This window comes from Lysobacter solisilvae, assembly GCF_016613535.2.
Lineage (GTDB): Bacteria > Pseudomonadota > Gammaproteobacteria > Xanthomonadales > Xanthomonadaceae > Agrilutibacter > Agrilutibacter solisilvae.
Window position 1 is genome coordinate 1,824,397 of sequence record NZ_CP071518.1, and the last position, 20,531, is coordinate 1,844,927.

Here is a 20,531-nt window from a genome sequence, read left to right on the forward strand (position 1 = left end):
CCTGCCATGCCATCGATCACGGCCCTCCTCGGTGTCGAGCTGCCCGTCATCCAGGCGCCCATGGCGGGCGTGCAGGACGAGGCGCTTGCGATCGCCGTCGCCACGGCCGGTGGCCTGGGTTCGATGCCTTGCGCGCTGCTGGCCCCGGCCAGGCTGGAGACGGCGTTGCAGCGATTCGCGTCGCTGGACGTACCCGTGAACCTCAATTTCTTCTGCCATCAGATGGCGGAGCCTGATCCGGTCGAGGCGGCGCGATGGCGTGAGGCGCTGATGCCGTACTACGACGAGCTGGGAATCGAGCCCGCCGAACCCGGTACGGCCGGCGCACGGCGGCCTGTGGATGCCTCGACGGTCGAGCTGCTGGAGCGCTTCCGTCCACGCGTGGTCAGCTTCCACTTCGGGCTGCCGGCCCCGACGCTGCTGGCGCGGATCAAGGGGTGGGGCGCCACGGTGTTGGCATCGGCAACGACCCTGGAGGAAGGCCTCTGGCTCGAGCGCCACGGCGCGGACCTCGTAATCGCGCAGGGGGTCGAGGCGGGCGGGCACCGCGGCCATTTCCTTTCCGATGACGTGGGGCGACAGCCCGGGACGCGGGCACTTGTCGCCGCGCTGTCGAAGGCGGTGCGGCTGCCCATCATCGCCGCCGGCGGCATCGGCAGCCGGGCGGACGTGGAGGTGATGCTGGGCGCGGGCGCGGCCGGCATCCAGGCGGGCACGGCCTACCTGCTCTGTCCCGAGGCGACCACGACCGCCGTGCACCGACGCGCGCTCCAGGAGCACGGTCGGCCCGCGGCCATCACCAGGCTTTTCAGCGGTCGTCCCGCGCGCGGGCTGGTGAACCGGCTGATGCGCGACCTGGGGCCGATGTCGGAACTCGCCCCGCGGTTCCCGTGGGCTTCGCAGGCACTCGAACCGCTTCGGGCAGCAGCGCAGGCCGCCGGCGCGGATGACTTCACTCCGCTGTGGAGCGGCACCAGGCCGAACACCTTCCCGGGCTGTGACGCTGCCCGGATTACCCGCCTGCTGGCAGGCGTTGCCTGACGAGGGCTCCAGCGAAGCCTGCAGTCGGCCAGAAGCGCACATCGCCACCTGCCATGGCGCCGGCGGCCCGGATCTGTGGGCAGCGCCTTGCAGCCCGTGCCGATGCCGACGCCTGGTACGGGTCGATCACGTGGCGTCCTGCGCCGACAGCGCGCGCAGCAGGGCCGCGTGGTACAGCGGGTCCTTGTCGCGGAACACCGCCAGGCCTTCATCCAGGTCGAGGTTGAGGTAGGCCTCGGCGGCGTCCTCGCCGTCGTCCGCCTCGAAGATCAGCCGCAGGCGCGCCGGTTCACTGCGCAGGCGCGCGGGGTCGCTGTCCGTGCCGGCGATGGTCATGGCCACCTGCGCCACCATCGGGCCGGCGTCGTCCAGGCCGTAGGCGCTGGCGAGCAGGGCGAGGAAGGCGTCGCTGTCCTCGCCGACGCTGCGCAGGCAGCCGCCGCCCCAGTAGAGCGTGCGCTCGCTGTCGTCGAGCAGCTGCGGCGTCCAGGCCGGTTCCAGGTCCACGGCGAAGGCGCGCACGAGGCCGTGCACGCGGCCGCGGGCGATGACGGTCAGGCCGCCATCGTCGCGCCGGAAGGCGTCCTCGATCGGCAGACTGAGGTCGACGAAGTCCTCGTCGCGCTCGAGCACGCCGGCGCCGGGCTCGTCCTGCGGGGGCAGTGGCGAGTTCATCGGACGGTGGACGCTGGGTTCGCCCGCATCACAGGAAGCCGAGCATGCGCGGCCACAGCCAGGCGTTGGCCGCCAGCACCAGCAGGCCGATCACGGTCCAGCCCAGCGGGCCGATGCGCACGGGCTTGCCGGGCGGCGTAGGGGCGCCGGGATGCTCGTACGGGTCGTTGTCGCTCATGACGCCGGCCGCCTGCATTTCACTATGGCGGTGATTCCGATGCAGGCCATGGGAAGCGCACCGCCGCCAAGCCCCAGGATGCACAGGATCCGTCCCCAGCCGTGCGGATCGTCCACGCTGCGCCACAGGCCGAAGAGAAACAGCCCGCCGAGCAGCAGGCTCCAGCCCAGCACGATCCAGCCCAGGTAAAACCACAGCCGCGTCCAGCCGCTGCGCGGGTCTTCGGCACTGCCGCGCCAGGTGGGCGGCAGTGCACGCGATGGAATGGAATAGGGATCGGGCGCGTTCATTGCCTGTGCGGCGTTGGTGAGGCCCGACTCCCGCTGCGCGTGGCCCGGGTGCGCTGCGCTTACCCGGGTTACCGCTTGTCCCGCGGAGCCCGGGTTACCCGGCGGCCGCATCGGCAGCCCTTACCCGAACGTACTCAGCACACCCGCGATCGTCGCCGTCATGAACGTGGCGATCGAACCGCCGAGCACGGCGCGCATGCCGAAGCGGGCCAGGTCGTGGCGGCGTTCGGGGGCCAGGCCACCGATGCCGCCGATCTGGATCGCGATCGAGCTGAAGTTGGCGAAGCCGCACAGCGCGTAGGTGAGGATCAGGCGGGTATGGGCGCTGATCGCCGCGCCGCCTTCGCCGACCGGGACTTCCGACAGCTGCAGGTAGGCGACGAACTCGTTGAGCACGATCTTCTGGCCGATCAGGCCGCCGGCGATGACGGCGTCCTCCCACGGCACGCCGATCAGCCAGGCCACCGGCGAGAGCAGCACGCCCAGGATGCTGCCCAGGTTGATGGCGATCGGCGTGGCGCGGCCGGTGTTGATCCAGGCGGTGAAGTGGGTCGCGTCGGCGAGGCCGGCGATGATCCAGTTGAGCATCGCGATCAGGGCGATGAAGGCCAGCAGCATCGCGCCGATGTTCAGCGCCAGGCGCAGGCCGTCGGCGGCGCCGGCGGCGGCGGCGTCGATGATGTTGGCGGTGGTCTTCTCCACGTGCATCTTGACCGAGCCGCGGGTGAGCGGCTCGCCGGTTTCCGGGATCAGGATCTTGGCGATCAGCAGCGTGGCCGGCGCGGCCATGATCGACGCGGCGAGGAAGTGCTTGGCGTACACGGCCTGCGCGACGGTGTCGGGGCCGCCCAGCAGCTGGATGTAGGTGGCCATCACGCCGCCGGCGATGTGCGCCATGCCGCCGATCATCATGGTCAGCAGTTCGGACTCGGTCATCTTGGGGATGTACGGGCGCACGGTCAGCGGCGCCTCGGTCTGGCCGATGAAGACGCTGGCGCACACGCTGGTGGTTTCCGCGCCGGACACGCGCATGACCTTGGTGATAGCCCACGCCATGCCCTGCACGATCTTCTGCATGACGCCGACGTGGTACAGCACGCCCATGAAGGCGGCGAAGAAGATGACGGTGGGCAGGACCTGGAAGGCGAAGATGAAACCCAGCTTGCCCTGGTTGGTGAGCTCGCCGAAGATCATCTTCGAGCCTTCCATGGTGAAGCCGGAAATCGTCACGAAGCCCTTGGCCGCCGCGTCGAAGCCTTCACCGAACAGCGGGATCATCAGCACCGTGCCCACGCCAAGCATGGCCAGCGCCACGCGGCGGAGCAGCGCATCGTTGGCCCGCGCGTAGCGGCTGTGCGCGAGTACCAGCAGGCCCAGGCCGGCGATCAGCAACGACCACACCAGCGGGCGCCAGACCGGCGCGAAGCCGGGCAGGTTGGCTTCGATGGCGGGCACCTGCTTCGGCCCGAGCAGCACGGCGGAGGCAAAGGCCACCTGCAGCGCGATGCCGGTCAGGACCAGCCGCCAGTCGACCGCCTTCTTGTTGTTGGAGAACAGCCAGGCAATGCCGATGAGAACGGCCAGGCCAAACAGGCCGAAGCCTACGCGCGCGAATGCTTCCACAAAGTCCCCTATATGCCGTGGCGGCATGAAGTCGCGGCAGGGTAGCGTGCAGGCGCGGTGCCGTCACCCCGGCGCCTCGCGGCTGCGGCTGGCGGGGATGAAGGGCTCAGCGCGGGGAGCCTGGCGCGGTCGGGCGATGGCTTGACGCGGCGAGAGTCGCGCGGGCAGGGCGGGGGGGCCGCGAGGCGATCGTCGGGCCCGCGGCGATCGGAGGTCCGGGCCGGTGCGCCGGCCAGAAACGTCGCCGCCTCAGACGTCGCGGGCCACCGCGCGGTTGCGGCCTTCGCGCTTGGCCTGCTGCAGGCGCTGGTCGGCGCGGCGCAGCAGGCGCGACAGGTCGGCGCCCTCCTGCGGGTAGGTGGCCAGGCCGGCGCTCAGGCTCAGGCGGATCGCCTCGCTGCCGCGTTCGACCTCGAAGGGATGGTCGAGCAGCCGCCGGCGCAGGGATTCCACGCGTTCCCACGCCGTGCCGATCGGCTTGCGCATCACCAGCACGAACTCCTGGCCGCCGATGCGCACCAGGTTCTCGTTGGGCTCGATGGCGTCGCGCAGCGTGGCCACCACGTGGCGCAACGCGCGGTCGCCGGCGCGGTGGCCGGCTTCGTCGTTGACGCGCTTGAAGTTGTCCAGGTCGATCAGCGCCAGCGACAGGCTGCCGCCGTCGCGCTGCGCGGCGTCCATCAGGCGCGGGATGCGGTGCGCGAGCCAGATGCGGTTGGGCAGGCCGGTGAGGCCATCGGTGCCGGACATCTCCACCACGCGCTGCATGCGGTAGGTGACCATCGCGGTGATCATGGTCACGATCACGATCAGCACCAGCCGCTGGATCTGTGCGCCGGGCGTCACCGAGCCGTAGTCGAGCGAGATCAGCTCCTCCGGCGAGGACGCCATCGCGAACACGATCAGGATCAGCAGCCCGTACTCCACCAGGGCCAGCGCGCCGGCGAACAGGGTGACGCGGCCGTCGCTGCGCAGCGCGGTGAGCACGATCGCCATCAGGTAGCCGCACCAGACGACCATGCTGTTCAGGCCCGAGGGCAGGTGGTTGATCGCCAGCACGACCAGCACCAGGGTGGCGGCGGTCACGTCGAAGGCCGCACTGGCGAAGGGCAGCCAGCGATGCTGGCGGCGGCGCCGGGCGAGCACCAGCCAGACCTGGGCGAAGGCGTTGACGAACACCGCGCCGCCCAGGCCGATCATCGTCTCGGTGACCGTGCCGCCGGTGACCGCGTTGATCAGCGGCAGCAGCAACAGCAGCAGGGCGATCACCGCGCGCAGCTGGGCGACCAGCAGTTCGCCGCCGGAGCCCACCTCGAGCATGATCTCGTCGGGCTGCCGCAGCAGCAGGCGGGTGATGTCGCGGATCTGGCGGAGCAGGGCCTGCACGGAGACTCACCACGCGGAAGGGGCCGGGGCGGGTAGCATGCCAGCATCTTCACCAGGCCATTCCATCAGGCCCTTTCACCAGGACCCTCCCCATGATCTACCGTCGCCTTGGCGCTTCGGGCCTGCAACTGTCGGCCCTGTCCTTCGGAGCCTGGCTCACCTTCGGCGCCCAGGTGGGGCGCGGGACCTCGCGCGACCTGGTGGCCGCGGCCTGGGACCACGGCATCAACTTCTTCGACAACGCCGAGGGCTACGCCAACGGCGCCGCCGAACAGGTGATGGGCGACGTGATCGCCGACCTGCGCCTGCCGCGCGACGGCTTCTGCGTATCGAGCAAGGTGATGTTCGGCGCCGCGTCCGATCCGCGGCCCACGCAGAAGGGCCTGTCGCGCAAGCACGTCACCGACGCCTGCCACGACGCACTGCGCCGGCTGCGGGTGGATTACCTGGACCTCTATTACTGCCACCGCCCCGATCCGGACACGCCGGTGGAGGAAACCGTGTGGGCGATGGACACCCTGATCCGGCAGGGAAAAGTGCTGTACTGGGGCACGTCCGAGTGGCCGGCCGCCCTGATCCGCGAGGCGCACAAGGTCGCCCGCGCCAGCCACCTGCACGCGCCGACCATGGAGCAGCCGCAGTACAACCTGCTGCACCGCGAACGGGTGGAACTCGAATACGCACCGCTCTACAGCGAGTACGGCATGGGCACCACGACGTTCTCGCCGCTGGCCTCGGGCCTGCTCACCGGCAAGTACGCCGCCGTCCAAGAGGGCGCTGCCGAAAGTCCGGCGCGGCTGGAGCGCGAGGGCATGGGCTGGCTGCAGCGCATCGTGGTGGGCGACAGCGGCGATCGCCGGCTGGAGCGCGCGGCGAGGTTCGCCGCGACGGCGCGCGAGCTGGGCCACGCGCCGGCCACGCTGGCCATCGCCTGGTGCCTGCGCAATCCGCACGTCTCCAGCGTGATCCTCGGCGCCAGCCGCGTCGAGCAGCTGCTGCAGAACCTGGATGCCCTGACGCTGCTGCAGCGGGCCGACGAGACGCTGTGGGCGAAGGTGGAGGCGGCGGTGGGATAACTCCCGGCGGCGGGACGCGTCGGTGACTGTCGCGGCGCCGATTCGCCATCGCAGTGCGATCAGCCCGGGTCGTTGCCGCCGCCATCGCCGCAGTTGCCGATCGGGCGGCTGAAGCGGCCGATGATGTTAATCCTGGCAAGGTCCGTTCGTTGCCCGAGCAGCCGATGCCCGTGCTGCATGCCGCGTCGTCATCGGAAATTGCCCGACATCCGGCGGCTCGCGATGTCGTGGTTCCGGGCCCGCGCGCGAGCCCGGCCATGCGCCTCGCTTGACGGACAAATGAGAACGATTATCATCTGGAGCACACCCCGACCGAGCCACGTCCATGTCGCTGCGCCCGATCCTGCATGTCGCTTCCCGCCCGGCCCCGCCGGTCACCACGATGTCTTCCGCGGCACCGCAGCAGCCTTCGATCGAAAGCAACAAGCTGCTGCGCGGCACCCGCGAAGTGCTGATCCGGCACGGCGGTGAAACCTACCGACTGCGCCATACGCGCAACGACAAGCTGATCCTGACCAAGTGACTGTGACCAGGTGACTCTGACCAGGGGACTGTGACCAGGTGTTCCTGATCAAGGGATCCCGATCGAGGGATCCTGATGGAGCGCTTGTGTTGGAGTGCTCCTGGAAAGGCAGCACCTGTGCGACCGGCCGCCGCCGTGCGGTTGTCATCGCGCCATAGGGCGGGTCTTGACCCGCCACTCCGCGACGTCCGCCACCGGCGGGTCAAGACCCGCCCTATGAAATGCGCGCGTCGGCCGGCCTGTGGCCCGCCCGCCCGCGCATGCCCGCCACCAAAAACACAACGCCCCGCGACAGAGATGTCGCGGGGCGTTGTGTTGATGCGGACCAGGATCCTCGGGGCCCGGGCGACGCTGCGCCGCGTCGATCCGGGAGGACGCATCACAAACCGGGTTGCGTCAAAGCAATGTGTCCGACGGCGGTGGCGGGGCCGCTGGCGGTTCCGGCGGTGCGGGCGGTGCGGCGGGAGCCGGCGGCGGTGACGGCGGGGCGACCAGTGCGCGCGGCGTCGCATGCGCACGCGGTGCCGCCGGGGGCGCCGGCGGGGTGGGCGGCGCGGGCGGCGCGGCCAGCGCATGCGGTGCGGCGTGCGCGCCCGGCGCGGGTGGCGCGGGCGGTGGCGTCGGCGGCGTGGGCAGGCGAAGCATGCGGCGCTCCGGCATGGTCATCGTGGTCGTGGCGCGGCGACGATCGCGCAGGTATTCCACCGGCACGGCCGAGCCCGGCTTGTGCGTGTGGGCGGCCGACATCACTTCGCGTGGCGTGTTGACGTCCTTGCCGTCGAGCTTGAGGACCACGTCGCCTGGCTGCAGGCCGCCCATGCTGTCGGGCAGGCTCAACACCAGCACCCCGCGGTCGGTGCCGAAATAGCGGCCCAGGACGGGGTCGACCGAAGCCAGGTTGAGGCCGTTCCAGCGGAAGGCCTCCTCGAGCAGATCCATCCGGCAGTCTTCATCGCGGCAGGGTGCGCCGCGGTCGAGGCGGACGATCTCGCGATGGACGTCGGGGGCCACGCCGGCGGGCGCGACGCGCACCATCTTCGCCGACACCATCCGCTCGCCGTCGGCCGAGAAGCTCACCTGCGGCTCGCCGTGGAAAGACATCATCTGCTCGCCGTCATGGACCATCAGCATGTGTTCGCCCATGCGCGGGGTGACGTTGACCTTGGCCGCGCGTCCGTCGCGCAGGTAGCCGATCGCCACCGGCTTGCCGGCTTCGATCCGGCGCAGCCGGGCGCGGGCGTCGGCCAGCCGGGCCTGGCCGGTGGCACCGGCCAGGGACTTGCCGTTGATGGTGGTCAGGCGGTCGTCGGCGCGCAGCCCCGCGGCATGCGCGGCGCTGTCGGGCGTGACGGCGGCGATCTGCACGCCCTCGCCTTCGACGGGTTCCAGGATCACGCCCAGCACCGGGCCGCGCATCATCTGGCTTTCGATGACCATGTCCGGCTCCTGGCCCACGTGCTTGGACAGTTCGGCCACGCGCGCGGCGGCGCGATGCAGGTCGGCGCGGGCGGCTTCCAGTTCGGCTTCCTGGGCGGCGTCGGTGGAGGCCGCGTGGACCGACGCGCCGCCGACCGCCAGGACGATCGCGAGGGCCAGTGGGGCGATTACAGGCAGGCGTTTCATGTGGGGAGCTCCGCGTGGTGGCGTTCGAATGCGAGTTGCAGGGGACGTCTGAAAAAGGTGTTGGTCTAGTCGACGCTGACCAGGCCGGTGTCGAGCAGCATTCCCTGCGCGGCCAGCCAGCGTTGCGTGGATTCCAGTCCGGCCAAGTGCTCCAGCGCATCCACGCGCTGCTGCCACAACGCCACGCGCCGCGTGTCGTCCAGTCCGGGGCGCTGCAGTTCGGTGTCGAGCCGCGCGAGGGTGTCTTCCAGTTCGCCCGAGATGAACGCGCCGGCCGGGCTGCTGACGCGGTCATCGCGGGCCAGTGCGACCAGGGCCTGGAGTCGCTGCGAGCGCAGCCGCAGTTCCTCGAGCGTGTCGGCGGTCGACGGGACGGCCGGAACCTGTGCGATGCGGGCCAGGTCGAGGGTGGCGACCAGCTGGTCCGTGGCGCGGCGCGCGCGCTGGCGGTCCACTGCGGACGGTGCGATCTCCAGGCCGGGCAGCGCGCGCTGCGCCAGTTGCAGCTGGGTCGGCGCCGGGGCGTCGGCCGCACGGGAGGCCGGTGACGTCGTCGGCGTCCGGGCCTGCGTCGCGGGTGCGATCGTCGCTGCCGGCGTGTGCGCATCGACCGCGGTGGCAACGCGCGGGCCGGGCGTGGGCGTCGCCGGTGTCGCGCTGCCCCGCATCGCGTCGTTCAACATCGGCGCGACGATGACCAGGGCCAGCACGGCGGCGCTGGCGAGCCCGACCGCCCAGGTGCCGCGACGATCGCGGCGCGGGGCATCGGCCTGGCGCGCGCGTGCCTGCAGGGCCTGTTCGAAACGGCGCCGGCTGTCGGTGGGCGGCGCTTCCAGCGGCAGCTGCGCGAAGGCCTCCGCCCAGTCCATCGGGGCACCTTCGCCGCGGCGGGGATTGGAGGAATCAGGCATGTCGGATCTCCCACGCGGCGCCGCCGGCGGTGGCCGGGCGGGTCGCGTCGTGTTGCGTGTTCGTCGGTTCCAGCAGGCTGCGCAGGCGACGGCCGCCGCGCGCGAGCTGGGACTTGGAGAAGCTCGTCGTGCGTTGCATCAGCGCGGCGATCTCCTCGTGCGTGTAACCCTCGGCGTGGTAGAGCCAGAGCACCGAACGGGTCACTTCGGGCAGCTGTGCCAGCGCGCGCTGCAGCAGCGCGGCATCGGCCGCCGCGGCGGGCAGGGGGGCGTGGTCGGCCAGTTCGTGCTCGTCGTCCAGCGCCACCTCGGCGCCGTGCGAGCGCCGGCTGCGCAGGCGCATCAGCGCCTCGTTCACCGCGATCTGCCGCAGCCATGCCCAGAACAGCGATGCACCGCTGCCATCGGCGCGCGGGCCGCCGCGGAACTCGCCGATCCGGTTGAGCACCTTGAGCATGGTGTCCTGCAGCACGTCGGCGGCCTCCTCGCGAGCGCCCAGCATCCGCACGGCGAGGGTGAAAACCGGGCGCTCGAACCAGCGGTAGATCTGTTCGAAGGCCGCCGCTTCGCCGGCGCGCGCGCGGGCCAGCAGGCTCTCGGGGACATCGATGGCGAAGGCGGAGGTGGGCGTCATTACCCCTACAGGATGCACCCGGCGCCAAAAGGGTCGCAGTGCCGTCCGACCGGGTTCCGATCCGCGGTCGCCGGCGCCCGCGCGGGCCGGGGGCGGCGTCCTATACTCGGGCCATCAAGGGAAAGGGGAATGCCATGACGTTGGGGACAATGCTGGGCCTGGTGCTGCTGGTGGCAGGCGTGATCATCCTGTTCAAGGCCGTGCGGATGGTGCCGCAGGGCTTCGAGTGGACGGTGGAGGCCTTCGGCAAGTACACCCACACCCTGACGCCGGGCCTGCACTTCCTGGTGCCGATTTACCAGGGCGTCGGCCGCAAGATCAACATGATGGAGCAGGTGCTGGAAGTGCCCAGCCAGGACGTGATCACCAAGGACAACGCCGTGGTCAAGGTCGACGGCATCGTCTTCTTCTCGGTGCTGGATGCGGCCAAGGCCGCCTACGAGGTCGCGCAGCTGGAGGTGGCGGTCCTCAACCTGGTGATGACCAACATCCGTACCTCGATCGGTTCGCTGGACCTGGACGAGTCGCTGTCCAAGCGTGACGAGATCAACGCCAAGGTGTTGCTGGCGGTCGATGCGGCGACGCATCCGTGGGGCCTGAAGGTCAACCGCATCGAGCTCAAGGACATCCAGCCGCCCCGTGACCTGGTCGATTCGATGGCGCGCCAGATGAAGGCCGAGCGCGAAAAGCGCGCCAACATCCTCGAGGCCGAGGGCTTCCGCCAGGCGGCGATCCTCAAGGCCGAGGGCGAGAAACAGTCGGTGATCCTGGAAGCCGAAGGCAACAAGGAAGCCGCCTTCCGCGCCGCCGAGGCGCGCGAGCGCCTCGCCGAGGCCGAAGCCAAGGCGACCCAGCTGGTGTCCGAAGCGATCGCCAACGGCAACGTGCAGGCGATCAACTACTTCGTAGCCCAGAAGTACATCGAGGCGTTCAAGGCACTGGCCGAGGCGCCCAACCAGAAGTTCGTGATGATGCCGATGGAGTCGGCCGGCGTGATCGGCTCGCTGGCCGGCATCGCCGAGCTGGCGAAGGAAGCGCTGGGCCGGCCGGACCGCATGCCGCCGCCGGTGCCCGCCGCGCGGGGGAGCTGATCGATGCACTGGGACTTGCCAATGGTGGTGTGGGGCTCGGCGGCGCTGGCGCTGTTCGCGCTCGAGGCGCTCGTGCCCGGCGCATTCATGCTGTGGCTGGGGCTCGCGGCGGCCGTGGTGTTCGTGCTGGTGCTGGTGTTCGACCTGACGGTGCTGGCGCAGATCACGCTGTTCGTCGGACTGAGCTTCGCCTCGATCCTGGTGTACCGGCGCTGGTTCCGGCGCGCGCCGCAGGCGAGTGACCAGCCCACGCTCAATCGCCGCGCCGACGCACTGGTGGGCCGCGTGGTGCCGCTGGAGCGGGCGATCGTCGCCGGACACGGGCGGGTGCAGATCGCCGATGCGTACTGGGACGTCACCGGACCGGAGCTGCCGGCGGGTGCGCCCGTGCGGATCGTGGCCGCCCGCGGCATGACGCTGGTGGTGGATCCGGCGTGATCTGAAACCGCGCGCGCCCCGGGCCGTCGACCGCGGCGCGGGCGCCGGACGCGCGGATACGCCGGGACGCGGCGCCGGCCTTTCGTTCGCCGCCGTACGCCGCCGCGCGTCGCCGCCCGCCGCGGTCCAGCCCGACCGTAGCGGGCATAACCAGTCGTCATACGTCCCCGCCGCGGGACATCTGGAATAATGCCGGGCTTCCCCTCCCGCCCGGCCATTTCCCCATGACGCTCAAGACCGTCCTCAACGACACCCACCGTGCGCTCGGCGCCAAGATGGTCGACTTCGGCGGCTGGGACATGCCGATCCACTACGGGTCGCAGCTGGACGAGCACCACCTGGTGCGGCAATCCGCCGGTATGTTCGATGTCTCGCATATGACCGTGGTCGACCTGCGCGGCGAACGGGTACGCGAGTTCCTGCGCCACCTGGTCGCCAACTCGGTCGACAAGCTCAAGACCCCGGGCAAGGCGCTGTACACCTGCATGCTCAACCCGCAGGGCGGGGTGATCGACGACCTCATCATCTATTACCGCGCCGAGGACTATTTCCGTCTCGTCGTGAATGCGGCCACCCGCGAGAAGGACCTGGCCTGGATCAACCAGCAGGCGCAGGCCTTCGGCGTCGCCGTCACCGAGCGCCCCGACTACGGGATGATCGCCGTGCAGGGGCCGCAGGCCCGCGAGAAGGTGCTCGGCCTGCTGCGCGAGGAGGACCGCAAGGCGATCGGCAAGCTCGGCAAGTTCGTCGCCGGCGAGGCGACGACCACCGACGGCATCGAGGTGTTCGTCGCCCGCACCGGCTACACCGGTGAAGACGGCTTCGAAGTGATCGTGCCGGAGGCGCAGACGGTGGCCTTCTGGAACGCCCTGCTCGCCGCCGGCGTGAAGCCCGCCGGCCTGGGCGCGCGCGACACGTTGCGCCTGGAGGCCGGCATGAACCTCTACGGCCAGGACATGGACGACACGGTGACCCCATACGAGGCCGCACTGGCCTGGACGGTCGCGCTGGACGAAGGTCGCGACTTCATCGGCCGCGACGTCCTGGAACGGCAGAAGGCCGGCGGCGCGCCGCGCCAGATGATCGGCCTGGTGATGGACGACAAGGGCGTGCTGCGCCATGGCCAGCGCGTGATCACCGCGCACGGCGACGGCGAGATCCTCTCGGGCACGTTCTCGCCGACGCTGGGCAAGGGCATCGCCTTCGCGCGCGTGCCGGCCGGCGAGATTCCGCTCGGCGCCGCCGGCAACGTCCGCGTGGACATCCGCGGCCGCGAAGTGCCGGTGCGCGTCGTGAAGTTTCCGTTCGTCCGCGACGGCCAGCCGCAGGAAGGCATCTGACCCGCGGGATGCGCGGGGCTTGCTACCGCACGCCCGCACTTGGCTACACTTAACCCGTAATCCCCCTCACACGTTCGACCGCATATACGGAGCCCCCCATGAGCGAGATCCCCGGCGACCTCAAGTTCCTCAAGTCCCACGAATGGGCACGCGTCGAAGGCGACGGCAAGGTCACCATCGGCATCTCCGACCACGCCCAGGGCCTGCTTGGCGACCTGGTCTACGTGGAGCTGCCCAACGTCGGTGACCGCGTGGAAGCCGGTACCGCCTGCGCCGTGGTCGAGTCGGTCAAGGCCGCTTCGGACGTCTACGCGCCGGTCAGCGGCAAGGTCACGGCGGTGAACGCCGCGCTGACCGACAAGCCGGAGACGATCAACGAGGACGCCTACGGCGAAGGCTGGATCTACACCGTCGAACTGGAGGACGCCGAGCAGTTGAACGAGCTGCTGGGCCCGGACGACTACGCCGAGCTGCTCGAGGACGAGGATCACTGATCCCGCGCCGGCCTCGCGCCTCACCCGATGCACACACGACCCGCGCCGGAAACGGCGCGGGTTTTTTCTTGCCCGCGCATCGGGCGCGCATGCGCTGGTCGGCCGTCGGCGCCGTCGCCGCATGCCGCCGCAGCTCGCGCAGTTTTTGCGCAAATCGACTTGTGCGACGCGAAATCGGCGGTCCGGCCGGCGGAAATTTTCATCCGCCGCTCAGGGCCGCCGAGCGCCGCGCCGGGATGGGGTCGAGTGCATCGCGGTCGCCACCGACAATCGCGCGCTCGCTGCGAGGCTTTCGCAAAACACCTTTTTTTATGCAGTTTGATAATCGGCCGCGCGCGAGTGGCGGGCATGCGGACAAGTTCGGCGGCGCGCGGGGTCGCGGCATGGCGCGCACGCATCGTGCTCGGGCGCGCCGGGCGGGTGGAAAATAATTGCGCCGGAATGTTGACATGCACAAAAAGCGTGATTAGGTTTCGCCCAGCAGACGTTTCCTGCGGAAGAAAGTGAGTAAAGCGATCGCGACAACGCGCAGCATCGAACGGACCTCCGCCCGCAACATCAGAACGGTGGACGTTGGCGCTCTGTCCTCTGCGAAAACGCAACTCACCCTTACGCAAACGAGTGGTCGCACCCAGCCCGGTTCGCAGCGCGGATCGGGTTTTTGTTTGGGCGGCGATCACCGATGGCCGCCGCACGCCCCCGGGCGTGCTGGCGGACCTGCCCACCGGGGGCCTCCCGGTGGGACATCGAGCATCCGCTTTGGTGCGCCTGGCGCATCGGCGGTTGGTCGCGGGTTCGCCCGCGGCGGTTTCTGCACTGGGCAGTTGTTACCCCGAAAGACCGAGTACCACCACTGACGAGGAGCCATACCATGGCCATGAAGAAAGCTGCGAAGAAAAAGCCCGCCGCCAAGAAGGCTGCGAAGAAGGTTGCGAAGAAGACTGGCGCCAAGAAGGCTGCCAAGAAGGTCGCGAAGAAGGCTGGCGCCAAGAAGGCTGCCAAGAAGACCGTCAAGAAGGCCGCTGCCAAGCGTCCGGCGAAGAAGGTAGCCAAGAAGGCTGCGAAGAAGACCGCCAAGAAGACCGCGAAGAAGGCTGCCAAGAAGACGGCTCGCAAGGCGACCAAGAAGACCGCCGCGCGCAAGACCGCCAAGAAGGCCGCGACCAAGCGTCCGGCCAAGAAGGCTGCGAAGAAGACCGCGAAGAAGGCCGCCAAGAAGGCTGCCCGCAAGCCGGCCGCCCGCAAGCCGGCTGCCCGCAAGGCCACCAAGAAGCGCGCGTCGAAGAAGAACGCCGCCCAGGCCATGCCGGCCACCCCGGCGCCGATGATCTAAAAAAACTAGAAAGTCCCGGTTACCGAAAATAAGCTCTCTCCCCGCAGCCCAGGCGGGGGGAGAGTTTTTTTTTGGGCCGCATGGCGGGTGCCGGCCGGCCGTCGAACGCGTGTCGCGGACGGAAAGGCAGGGGCGGGCAGTCCCGCATTGCTCAGCCGTTGTCGAGCGCCTGGCAGGCGCGTCGTGGGCCGCCGGCCCCGCGGGTCGTCAAGCCGCCAGCGCGCCCACGTGCGCCACGCTGCTGTGCGCCAGCGCGGTCAGGTCGTAACCGCCTTCCAGCATCGACACGATCCGTCCCTGGGCGTGGCGGTCCGCGAGGCCGACCAGTTCGCGGGTGAGCCAGGCGTAGTCGTCGGCCTCGACCTGCAACTGGGCGAGCGGATCCAGGCGGTGCGCGTCGAAGCCCGCCGAAACCAGGATCATCTGCGGCCGGAAATCGTCCAGCACGGGCAGCAACCCGTCGCGCCAGGCCCCGCGGAAGGCATCGCCGCCGGCGCCGGGACGCAGCGCGGCATTGTGGACGTTGCCGACCCCGCGCTCGGACTCGTAACCGGTGTCGGGGTACAGCGGCATCTGGTGCGAGCTCAGGTACAGCACGCGCGGGTCGTTGGCGAAGATGGCCTGGGTGCCGTTGCCGTGGTGCACGTCGAAATCCACCACCGCCACGCGAGCGAGCCCGTGGGCGTCGAGTGCGTGGGCGGCGGCCACGGCGATGTTGTTGAACAGGCAGAAGCCCATCGCCACCTGTGCGGTGGCGTGGTGGCCGGGCGGCCGTACCGCGCAGAAGGCGCGACGCGCATCGGCCGCGGCGTCGCGGGTGGCCGCCATCACCGCATCGACCGCCGCCACGCCGGCGCCGGCGGCGCGCAGCGCGGCTTCGGCCGAATGGGGCGAGAGCACGGTGTCCGGGTCGAGCGCGATGAGCTGTTCGGCCTTCGTGTCCAGGACCATCTTCAGCAGCGCGTCGTCGTGCACGCGCAGCAGCTGGCCACGCGATGCGCGCGGCGCCTGCTGCCACGCCAGTTGGGGGAAGGCGTTGCCCAGCGCGTCGAGCACCGCCTGCAGGCGCGCAGGCCGCTCAGCGTGGGCCGGACCGGTGTCGTGCTGCAGGCAGGCGGGATGACTGAACAGTTGCACGGGATTGCTTCTAGCGCGCCGTGGGTGGACGTCGGGTCATGTCCGTCGCGCACCGGGCCATCGCGGGCAGGGCGGACATCGGCTCAGCGCCGCTCGTGGTTCCAGAGCACCTCGCCATGGCCGCTGGCGCGGGCCAGCACGCGGGCGAGGACGAACAGCAGGTCGGACAGGCGGTTGAGGTAGCGCACCGCTTCGGGGCGGACGGCATCGTGCCGCGCCAGGGTGACGGTCTCGCGCTCGGCGCGGCGCACCACGGTGCGCGCGATGTGGCAGCGGGCCGCGGCTTCGCCGCCGCCGGGCAGGATGAAGTCCTTCAGTGCCGGCAGCGGCTCGTTGAAGGCATCCAGTTCGGATTCCAGCCGCTCGATGTCGGCCTGGAAGATGGCGGCATGACCGGGGATGCACAGCTCGCCGCCCAGGTCGAACATCTGGTGCTGCACGCGGGTCAGCAGCGCGCGCACGTCGTCGGGAAGCTCGCTGGCCAGGACCAGGCCGATGCAGCTGTTGGCCTCGTCGACGGTGCCGTAAGCGGCGACGCGCGCCGAATCCTTGGCCACGCGGCTGCCGTCGCCCAGGCCGGTGGTGCCGTCGTCGCCGGTACGGGTGTAGATCTTGGAGAGGCGGTGGCCCATGCGTCCGTGGGGCGGGCGGCGGATGCCGCGCGCCCGCGTTCCTCAGACGGTCTGCGCGCGCAGCGCCGGCACCTTCTGGCGCAGCAGCGCGAAGCCGCCGAACAGCAGGGCCGAGTAGAACAGGGTGCCGAACAGCGTGCCCTTGAAGAACGGGATGCCGGCAGCGTAGGCCGCCATCAGGCCGGCGGCGTTCTGCGGGTACATCGAGCCGCCCAGCCAGGTGGCGAAGTTGGTGATCAGGAAGAACAGCACCGAGCCGGCCAGCGAGAAACCCAGCACGCGCGCGCCGTTGACCTTGCCGCGCATGCCGAAGGCCAGCACGGTGGACAGGGCGATGCAGGAATAGACCAGCCAGAAGCTGGCGCCGGCGAAATAGTCCCAATAGGCGCCGCCGTTGATCACGGCCAGCAGCACGTCGGACAGCAGCATCGCCGCCAGCGGGATGATGATGGCCAGGCTGCGCGAGGCGAAGTAGGCGCCACCGAACAGGGCCACGGCTTCCACCGGCGAGAAATTCCACGGATGCGGCACGACCCGGGTCAAGGCGGCGACGAGGATCATGACGCCCAGGATCAGCGGGCCGGGAGCGAACGAGGAAGCGAGCGGACGGTTCATGGGCGGCAGGACATCGGTGGCGGCCATCAGGGTCCGTTAGCATACCCCAATGACTGCGACCCCCCTTCCCGACGCAGCCCCGCTGCATGACGTGCTCATCATTGGCGGCGGGCTGGTGGGCGCCAGCCTCGCCATCGCGCTGCATCAGGCCGGACTCGACGTGGGCCTGGTGGAAGCCTCCGCGCCCGACGCGCTGCCCGCCGTCTTCGACGAACGCAACCTCAGCTTCTCCGAAGCCACCGTGCATGGGTTGACGGCGCTGGGGGTGCTCGATCGCCTGCGCAGCCCGGCGGGCGCGATCGAACGCATCCACGTCAGTCGCCAGGGCGATTTCGGGCGCACGCTGCTGGAGGCCGCGCGGCACGGCCGCAGCGAGTTCGGCCGCGTGGTGGTGGCGCGCGACTTCGGCCTGGCGCTGGAAGCGCGCTTGTCGGAAATGGCCGCACTGCGCCGCTACCGGCCCGCGCGCTTCGTCGGCCTCGATCCGCTCGAAGGTGCGGGACCGCGCGGCGTGCGTATCGTGGATGGCGGCGGCGAGCGCCGCCTGCGCGCGCAGGTGCTGGTGGCCGCCGACGGCACCGGCAGCGGCGTACGCCAGGCCCTGGGCATCGGCTGCGATCACCACGACTACGGCCAGACGCTGTTCGTCACGCGCCTGCGCACGCAGCGTCCGCCCGACGGCACCGCCTACGAGCGGCTGGGGCCCGACGGCCCGACCGCCCTGCTGCCGCGCGGCGACGGCCACTACGGCCTGGTGCACGGCGTCGAGCGGGCCTGCGCCGATGAGGTCGCCGCGCTGGACGACGCCGGTTTCCTGGCCCGCGTGCAGGCCCATTTCGGCTGGCGCGCCGGACGCTTCCTCGCCTGCGGTGCACGCAGCGCCTATCCGGTCGCCCGCTCGCTGGCGCAGTCGCTGATCGCTCCGCGCGCGGTGCTGGTGGGCAATGCGGCGCAGACCGTGCATCCGATCGGCGCGCAGGGCTTCAACCTGGGGCTGCGCGATGCGCTGACGCTGGCCGAGCTGCTGGCCCGGGCGCGCGCGGCCGATGCGCTGGCCGATTGCGGTGATGCGGCCCTGCTGGAGGAATACGCGCGGAGGCGCCACGACGACCGCGCGCGCACGGTTGCCTTTTCCGATGGGCTGGCGCGGATCAGCGCCAATCCCGCCGAAGGCCTGCGTCCACTGCGCAGCCTGGGGTTCTGGGCCGCCGACCGGGTGCCGTCGCTGCAGGCCTGGCTGGTCGGGGCGGCGATGGGCTATCGCGGTGACGTGCCGGCGCTGTGCCGCGCGCAGGACGCGTCATGAGCCGGCGCGAGACGAGCGACGTGCTGGTGGTGGGCGCGGGCGTGGTCGGTGCGGCCGCGGCGCTCGCGATGGCGCGTGACGGTCGCCAGGTGACGCTGGTGGAGGCCCGCGAACCCGCGCCCTGGCGCAGCGACACGCCCGACCTGCGCGTCTACGCCTTCGCGCCCGACAACGCGGCGCTGCTGGACGGCCTGGGCGTCTGGGACGCCGTGCGGACCGCACGCCTGCAGCCCTATCGCCGGATGACGGTGTGGGATGCAGCCGGCGGCGACACTTTGGATTTCGACGCGGACGCCTTCGGCCGCCGCGAGCTGGGCTGGATCGTCGAACACAACCTGCTGGTCGACCGCCTTTGGGCGGCGCTGCCCGCGGCCGGCGTGCGGGTGGTGTGCCCGGCGCAGGTGGTCGACCTGACGCAGGAGGAGGACCATGCCGTCGTCGAACTCGACAGCGGCGCGCGCCTGCGCACGCGCCTGGCCCTGGCCGCCGACGGCGGCGATTCGAAGCTGCGCACGCTGGCCGGCATCGAGACCTTCACCCACGACTATGGCCAGGACGGGCTGGTGGCGTTCGTCGAGCACGAACGTCCGCATGAGGGCACGTGCTGGCAGCGCTTCCTGCCGGGCGGACCGATCGCATTCCTGCCGTTCGGCGGCGACGGGCACCGCTCTTCGATCGTGTGGACGTTGCCGCAGGAAGAGGCGGCGCGCCTGCTGGCGGCGGACGACGCCGGCTTCCTGCGCGAACTGCAGGCGGCCTTCGCCGGTACCCTGGGCGCGCTCACGGCCGTGTCGCGGCGCGCCAGTTTCCCCCTGCGCCGGCAGCTGGCGCAGCAGCACGTGGCCGGCCGCGTGGCGGTCATCGGCGATGCCGCGCACGTGGTGCATCCGCTGGCGGGGCAGGGCGTCAACCTGGGCCTTCGCGATGTGCGCGCCCTGCGCGAGCGGCTGCAGGGAACGGCGCGCGACCTCCCCCGCGATCCGGGCGCACCCGCGCCGCTGGCGCGCTGGGCGCGCGGCCGGCGCAGCGAGAATGCCTTGGCGGCGTATTCCTTCGATGGCCTCAACCGCCTGTTCTCGAACGACGCGCTGCTTCCCACGCTGCTGCGCGGACACGCGCTGGGGCTGGTGGGCCGGCTGGCTCCGCTTCGACATGCCTTCTGGAAGCGCGCGGCCGGGCTTTAGGCGTGCACGAAGCGGGGCTCGAGAAGAACGGGCACAACCGGCAATGAAGTGGTGCCGCAGGAAACTCGCAGCCGGAAAAAAAAGAACGCCCGGCGTGGGGCCGGGCGAACACGTCGATCATGCAACGTGAGAGAGAGGTTGCGACGCGCTTACCAGTCGTTGACCTCGTCGCGGTCGAGACGGCCGTTGCGGTCGATGTCGACGGTGGCGAACTCGCGCGTGAGGTCGGCATTGGCGTTCACCTCGGCCTTGGTGAGCCAGCCGTCGTGGTTGGCGTCAAGGGCGGGGAAGTCCACGCCGTGCGCGTTCGGCGCCGGGTTGCCGTGGCTGGAGGTGACCCACACCGGTGCGCCGGTGGAGGCGGTGGCCTGCGGCAGCAGCTTCGCGCCGGCCGGCGGAGTGGGCGTCACGCCTGGCGAGGGCATCGGGTCGTAGTCAGCCATGGTCCTGGGTTCGGCGGGCGGCACAGGCTGCGCGGCCTGGTGCGCGCTGACATTGGCCGCTTCGGCGGCGAGCTGGGCGTTGGTCGCCTCGCTGGCGGCCTGGCCGGCTTCGATGGCGGCCGCGGTCGCGCTGCTGCCACCCTTGGCTTCGGCCTCGGCGCCCTGCGCCTTTGCGGCAGCCTGCTGGGCATCCTGTGCGGCGGCCTGGGCGTCGATCGATGCTTCGTGGGCGGCGCGCGCGTCACCCGTGCGCGCCTGGGCGGCGCTCTGCGCCGACTCGGCTTCGGCCTTGGCTTCTTCGGCCTGGGCGGTGGCTTCGTCCGCCTGTGCTTCGGCGGTGCGCACCGCCGGCACTTCGCCGGCCTTCTGTGCGTTGGCCGCGCCGACGACCGTCATGGCCGACACCAGCGCGAGCATGGATAGATAGTGCGACTTGCGCATCGTCCGTTCCTCCTGTGGGATCGACCGAACGCTAACGTCGGGGTGATCAAACCCGCGTAAACCCCGCCCGATATGCGGGAAGCGAGGGGGGTGGGGTTCACGCAGATGAGGATGGCG

General features: G+C 70.6%; 23 protein-coding genes. 10 read left to right on the forward strand and 13 right to left on the reverse strand.

Translation table 11 applies throughout. The features are described 5' to 3' along the window. Positions 1-6 precede the first annotated feature (6 nt). Entirely contained in the window at positions 7-1,041 is a 1,035-nt protein-coding gene (locus I8J32_RS07950; RefSeq protein ID WP_200610443.1) for an NAD(P)H-dependent flavin oxidoreductase, read from the forward strand. Positions 1,042-1,167: 126 nt separating this feature from the next. On the opposite strand, the gene I8J32_RS07955 is transcribed toward I8J32_RS07950, so the two are convergent. From I8J32_RS07955 to I8J32_RS07980, 5 genes are all read right to left on the reverse strand, one after another. Then, on the reverse strand, positions 1,168-1,716 hold the full coding sequence (locus I8J32_RS07955; RefSeq protein WP_200610444.1) for a hypothetical protein: 549 nt from the start codon (positions 1,714-1,716) through the stop codon (positions 1,168-1,170). Positions 1,717-1,744: 28 nt separating this feature from the next. Continuing rightward, the gene (locus I8J32_RS07960; protein ID WP_200610445.1) at positions 1,745-1,894 is read right to left on the reverse strand and encodes a hypothetical protein; all 150 of its coding nucleotides are present in this window, start codon (positions 1,892-1,894) and stop codon (positions 1,745-1,747) included. Beyond that, the gene (locus I8J32_RS07965) at positions 1,891-2,184 is read right to left on the reverse strand and encodes a hypothetical protein (RefSeq protein ID WP_200610447.1); all 294 of its coding nucleotides are present in this window, start codon (positions 2,182-2,184) and stop codon (positions 1,891-1,893) included. Before I8J32_RS07965 ends, I8J32_RS07960 begins: the two co-directional genes overlap by 4 nt. A 120-nt stretch (positions 2,185-2,304) precedes the next feature. Next, entirely contained in the window at positions 2,305-3,834 is a 1,530-nt protein-coding gene (locus tag I8J32_RS07970; RefSeq protein WP_407060999.1) for a NupC/NupG family nucleoside CNT transporter, read from the reverse strand. A 222-nt stretch (positions 3,835-4,056) separates the two neighbouring features. Then, positions 4,057-5,193, reverse strand: coding sequence for a GGDEF domain-containing protein (locus I8J32_RS07980; RefSeq protein ID WP_200610449.1), 1,137 nt, complete (start codon positions 5,191-5,193; stop codon positions 4,057-4,059). A 92-nt stretch (positions 5,194-5,285) separates the two neighbouring features. Here I8J32_RS07980 and I8J32_RS07985 point away from each other — a divergent pair, with 92 nt between their 5' ends. Next, positions 5,286-6,269 (forward strand): aldo/keto reductase, encoded by a 984-nt coding sequence (locus I8J32_RS07985; RefSeq protein ID WP_200610450.1) that lies wholly within the window; start codon positions 5,286-5,288, stop codon positions 6,267-6,269. A 382-nt stretch (positions 6,270-6,651) separates the two neighbouring features. Next, the gene (hemP, locus tag I8J32_RS07990) at positions 6,652-6,792 is read left to right on the forward strand and encodes a hemin uptake protein HemP (RefSeq protein WP_245156500.1); all 141 of its coding nucleotides are present in this window, start codon (positions 6,652-6,654) and stop codon (positions 6,790-6,792) included. Between the two features lie 396 nt (positions 6,793-7,188). Here the strand turns inward: hemP and I8J32_RS07995 are convergent, their stop codons facing one another. The 3 genes from I8J32_RS07995 to I8J32_RS08005 all read right to left on the reverse strand — a co-directional run bounded on the left by I8J32_RS07995 (position 7,189) and on the right by I8J32_RS08005 (position 9,960). Then, a complete protein-coding gene (locus I8J32_RS07995; protein ID WP_200610452.1) occupies positions 7,189-8,415 on the reverse strand; it encodes a PDZ domain-containing protein in 1,227 nt (408 codons plus the stop codon). 65 nt (positions 8,416-8,480) lie between these two features. Then, a complete protein-coding gene (locus tag I8J32_RS08000) occupies positions 8,481-9,326 on the reverse strand; it encodes a hypothetical protein (RefSeq protein ID WP_200610453.1) in 846 nt (281 codons plus the stop codon). Further along, positions 9,319-9,960, reverse strand: coding sequence for an RNA polymerase sigma factor (locus I8J32_RS08005; RefSeq protein WP_200610454.1), 642 nt, complete (start codon positions 9,958-9,960; stop codon positions 9,319-9,321). The genes I8J32_RS08000 and I8J32_RS08005 overlap by 8 nt, the downstream gene beginning before the upstream one ends. 134 nt (positions 9,961-10,094) lie before the next feature. Between I8J32_RS08005 and I8J32_RS08010 the strand changes: the two genes are divergently transcribed. From I8J32_RS08010 to gcvH, 4 genes are all read left to right on the forward strand, one after another. Further along, a complete protein-coding gene (locus I8J32_RS08010) occupies positions 10,095-11,051 on the forward strand; it encodes an SPFH domain-containing protein (protein ID WP_200610455.1) in 957 nt (318 codons plus the stop codon). Between the two features lie 3 nt (positions 11,052-11,054). After that, positions 11,055-11,489: an NfeD family protein gene (locus tag I8J32_RS08015; protein WP_200610457.1), complete on the forward strand. Its 435-nt coding sequence runs from the start codon at positions 11,055-11,057 to the stop codon at positions 11,487-11,489. 224 nt (positions 11,490-11,713) lie between these two features. Further along, the gene (gene gcvT / locus I8J32_RS08020; RefSeq protein WP_200610459.1) at positions 11,714-12,829 is read left to right on the forward strand and encodes a glycine cleavage system aminomethyltransferase GcvT; all 1,116 of its coding nucleotides are present in this window, start codon (positions 11,714-11,716) and stop codon (positions 12,827-12,829) included. A gap of 98 nt (positions 12,830-12,927) precedes the next feature. Further along, complete coding sequence (gene gcvH, locus I8J32_RS08025; protein WP_200610461.1) at positions 12,928-13,323, forward strand: glycine cleavage system protein GcvH; 396 nt, start codon at positions 12,928-12,930, stop codon at positions 13,321-13,323. Between the two features lie 20 nt (positions 13,324-13,343). Here the strand turns inward: gcvH and I8J32_RS08030 are convergent, their stop codons facing one another. Then, positions 13,344-14,003, reverse strand: a complete 660-nt coding sequence (locus tag I8J32_RS08030) for a hypothetical protein (protein WP_200610463.1) — start codon at positions 14,001-14,003, stop codon at positions 13,344-13,346. Between the two features lie 191 nt (positions 14,004-14,194). Between I8J32_RS08030 and I8J32_RS08035 the strand changes: the two genes are divergently transcribed. Beyond that, on the forward strand, positions 14,195-14,656 hold the full coding sequence (locus I8J32_RS08035) for a histone (RefSeq protein WP_407061020.1): 462 nt from the start codon (positions 14,195-14,197) through the stop codon (positions 14,654-14,656). A gap of 207 nt (positions 14,657-14,863) precedes the next feature. Here the strand turns inward: I8J32_RS08035 and I8J32_RS08040 are convergent, their stop codons facing one another. The 3 genes from I8J32_RS08040 to I8J32_RS08050 form a co-directional block, all read right to left on the reverse strand. Beyond that, positions 14,864-15,793, reverse strand: coding sequence for a histone deacetylase family protein (locus I8J32_RS08040; protein ID WP_200610467.1), 930 nt, complete (start codon positions 15,791-15,793; stop codon positions 14,864-14,866). Positions 15,794-15,876: 83 nt separating this feature from the next. Beyond that, a complete protein-coding gene (locus I8J32_RS08045; RefSeq protein WP_200610468.1) occupies positions 15,877-16,425 on the reverse strand; it encodes a cob(I)yrinic acid a,c-diamide adenosyltransferase in 549 nt (182 codons plus the stop codon). Between the two features lie 42 nt (positions 16,426-16,467). Next, positions 16,468-17,040, reverse strand: coding sequence for a DUF6580 family putative transport protein (locus I8J32_RS08050; RefSeq protein WP_207526862.1), 573 nt, complete (start codon positions 17,038-17,040; stop codon positions 16,468-16,470). A gap of 49 nt (positions 17,041-17,089) precedes the next feature. On the opposite strand from I8J32_RS08050, the gene ubiH reads away from it, so the two are divergent. Further along, positions 17,090-18,346 (forward strand): 2-octaprenyl-6-methoxyphenyl hydroxylase, encoded by a 1,257-nt coding sequence (gene ubiH / locus I8J32_RS08055; protein WP_200610470.1) that lies wholly within the window; start codon positions 17,090-17,092, stop codon positions 18,344-18,346. Further along, positions 18,343-19,530 (forward strand): FAD-dependent oxidoreductase, encoded by a 1,188-nt coding sequence (locus tag I8J32_RS08060; protein ID WP_200610471.1) that lies wholly within the window; start codon positions 18,343-18,345, stop codon positions 19,528-19,530. The genes ubiH and I8J32_RS08060 overlap by 4 nt, the downstream gene beginning before the upstream one ends. Before the next feature lie 149 nt (positions 19,531-19,679). Here the strand turns inward: I8J32_RS08060 and I8J32_RS08065 are convergent, their stop codons facing one another. Beyond that, positions 19,680-20,414, reverse strand: a complete 735-nt coding sequence (locus I8J32_RS08065) for an EF-hand domain-containing protein (RefSeq protein WP_200610472.1) — start codon at positions 20,412-20,414, stop codon at positions 19,680-19,682. Positions 20,415-20,531: the final 117 nt, after the last annotated feature.

What these genes read in the sequence shown, in the direction of transcription:
- I8J32_RS07950 (WP_200610443.1), top strand. Translation starts at nt 7, where the DNA reads ATGCCATCGATCACGGCCCTCCTCGGTGTCGAGCTGCCCGTCATCCAG.
- I8J32_RS07955 (WP_200610444.1), bottom strand. Translation starts at nt 1,716, where the DNA reads ATGAACTCGCCACTGCCCCCGCAGGACGAGCCCGGCGCCGGCGTGCTC.
- I8J32_RS07960 (WP_200610445.1), bottom strand. Translation starts at nt 1,894, where the DNA reads ATGAGCGACAACGACCCGTACGAGCATCCCGGCGCCCCTACGCCGCCC.
- I8J32_RS07965 (WP_200610447.1), bottom strand. Translation starts at nt 2,184, where the DNA reads ATGAACGCGCCCGATCCCTATTCCATTCCATCGCGTGCACTGCCGCCC.
- I8J32_RS07970 (WP_407060999.1), bottom strand. Translation starts at nt 3,834, where the DNA reads ATGCCGCCACGGCATATAGGGGACTTTGTGGAAGCATTCGCGCGCGTA.
- I8J32_RS07985 (WP_200610450.1), top strand. Translation starts at nt 5,286, where the DNA reads ATGATCTACCGTCGCCTTGGCGCTTCGGGCCTGCAACTGTCGGCCCTG.
- hemP (WP_245156500.1), top strand. Translation starts at nt 6,652, where the DNA reads ATGTCTTCCGCGGCACCGCAGCAGCCTTCGATCGAAAGCAACAAGCTG.
- I8J32_RS07995 (WP_200610452.1), bottom strand. Translation starts at nt 8,415, where the DNA reads ATGAAACGCCTGCCTGTAATCGCCCCACTGGCCCTCGCGATCGTCCTG.
- I8J32_RS08000 (WP_200610453.1), bottom strand. Translation starts at nt 9,326, where the DNA reads ATGCCTGATTCCTCCAATCCCCGCCGCGGCGAAGGTGCCCCGATGGAC.
- I8J32_RS08005 (WP_200610454.1), bottom strand. Translation starts at nt 9,960, where the DNA reads ATGACGCCCACCTCCGCCTTCGCCATCGATGTCCCCGAGAGCCTGCTG.
- I8J32_RS08010 (WP_200610455.1), top strand. Translation starts at nt 10,095, where the DNA reads ATGACGTTGGGGACAATGCTGGGCCTGGTGCTGCTGGTGGCAGGCGTG.
- I8J32_RS08015 (WP_200610457.1), top strand. Translation starts at nt 11,055, where the DNA reads ATGCACTGGGACTTGCCAATGGTGGTGTGGGGCTCGGCGGCGCTGGCG.
- gcvT (WP_200610459.1), top strand. Translation starts at nt 11,714, where the DNA reads ATGACGCTCAAGACCGTCCTCAACGACACCCACCGTGCGCTCGGCGCC.
- gcvH (WP_200610461.1), top strand. Translation starts at nt 12,928, where the DNA reads ATGAGCGAGATCCCCGGCGACCTCAAGTTCCTCAAGTCCCACGAATGG.
- I8J32_RS08035 (WP_407061020.1), top strand. Translation starts at nt 14,195, where the DNA reads ATGGCCATGAAGAAAGCTGCGAAGAAAAAGCCCGCCGCCAAGAAGGCT.
- I8J32_RS08045 (WP_200610468.1), bottom strand. Translation starts at nt 16,425, where the DNA reads ATGGGCCACCGCCTCTCCAAGATCTACACCCGTACCGGCGACGACGGC.
- I8J32_RS08050 (WP_207526862.1), bottom strand. Translation starts at nt 17,040, where the DNA reads ATGAACCGTCCGCTCGCTTCCTCGTTCGCTCCCGGCCCGCTGATCCTG.
- ubiH (WP_200610470.1), top strand. Translation starts at nt 17,090, where the DNA reads ATGACTGCGACCCCCCTTCCCGACGCAGCCCCGCTGCATGACGTGCTC.
- I8J32_RS08060 (WP_200610471.1), top strand. Translation starts at nt 18,343, where the DNA reads ATGAGCCGGCGCGAGACGAGCGACGTGCTGGTGGTGGGCGCGGGCGTG.
- I8J32_RS08065 (WP_200610472.1), bottom strand. Translation starts at nt 20,414, where the DNA reads ATGCGCAAGTCGCACTATCTATCCATGCTCGCGCTGGTGTCGGCCATG.